Raw genomic sequence first — 925 nt, 5'->3', positions numbered from 1 at the left:
TAGGCTCTGTACGTAAAGTATTGTCGCAAGCACCGCATAGCGCAGGCCAATGAGACCATCGCCGCAAAACTTGTTGCGAGCTTGTCGAAGCGCGTCACGATGCGACGGTTCTCCTTCAGCCAGCCAAACATGCGTTCGATGATGTTGCGCTGCCGATATTTGGGGCGATCAAAAAGTCGAGGCAATCCTGGCTTGGTTTTGCGCTTCATGCTTCGCAACGGAATGACTGGCTGCATGCGATAACGATCACAATACTGGCGCAGCGCTTCAGCGTCGTAACCCTTGTCAGCCAGCAACCAGCGGCAACGCTTGCGTGGGCGACCGCGCAGGCTGGGTATGCAAGCCTGATCGAGTAGCGGTTGGGCATAGGCTATATCGCTGGCTTGTCCGCCTGACAACAGGAAACGCAGAGGCACACCATTGGCGTCGCACAGCATGTGAATCTTGGTCGTCAGGCCACCCCGGCTGCGCCCGAGCGCGTGGTCTTGCGGTTCTTCAAATCCCCTTTTTTCCCGGCACCTGATGAGGCCCGGGTTGCTCGTACGGCAGTGGAGTCGATCATCCATGTTTCCAAGTCAATCAAACCCTGCTCATTCAATCGGATATGAAGACGCTTGAGCATCTGATCAAAAGCTCCGCAATCACGCCATCCCCGGAACCGTTGATAGATCGTTGACCAAGGGCCGAATCGTTCGGGCATGTCTCGCCAGGCTGCGCCAGAGCAAAGCACCCAGAGAATACCGTTTAGCATCAGGCGATCATCGGCCCGAGGGCGCCCGGTGCGCTGATTTTTGGTGAAGATATCTGCAACCAGATCCCAGGCTGCGTCGGGGAGTTCATACCGCTTTGCCATCTTGGCCTCCTGGCTTTAATGGCGGTGTATTTTACAGAAAATCGTATTTCTTGGGTTTACGTACAGAGCCTA

1 protein-coding gene is annotated in these 925 nt (G+C 55.5%); it reads right to left on the bottom strand.

The window, feature by feature from the left end:
- Positions 1-853 (bottom strand): IS5 family transposase gene (locus HBN79_RS23840; protein WP_086005488.1). Its coding sequence is split into 2 segments (ribosomal slippage), with 851 coding nucleotides annotated over them: positions 1-509 and positions 512-853; the frame shifts between segments, so codons are not numbered across the junction. This gene is flagged as partial in the annotation.
- Between the last annotated feature and the right edge of the window lie 72 nt (positions 854-925).

Source organism: Pseudomonas sp. WS 5051, from assembly GCF_012985715.1.
Classification (GTDB): domain Bacteria; phylum Pseudomonadota; class Gammaproteobacteria; order Pseudomonadales; family Pseudomonadaceae; genus Aquipseudomonas; species Aquipseudomonas bubulae.
The sequence above is the reverse complement of the archived record's forward strand: the minus strand, read 5'-3'. Positions and strand labels throughout refer to the sequence as shown.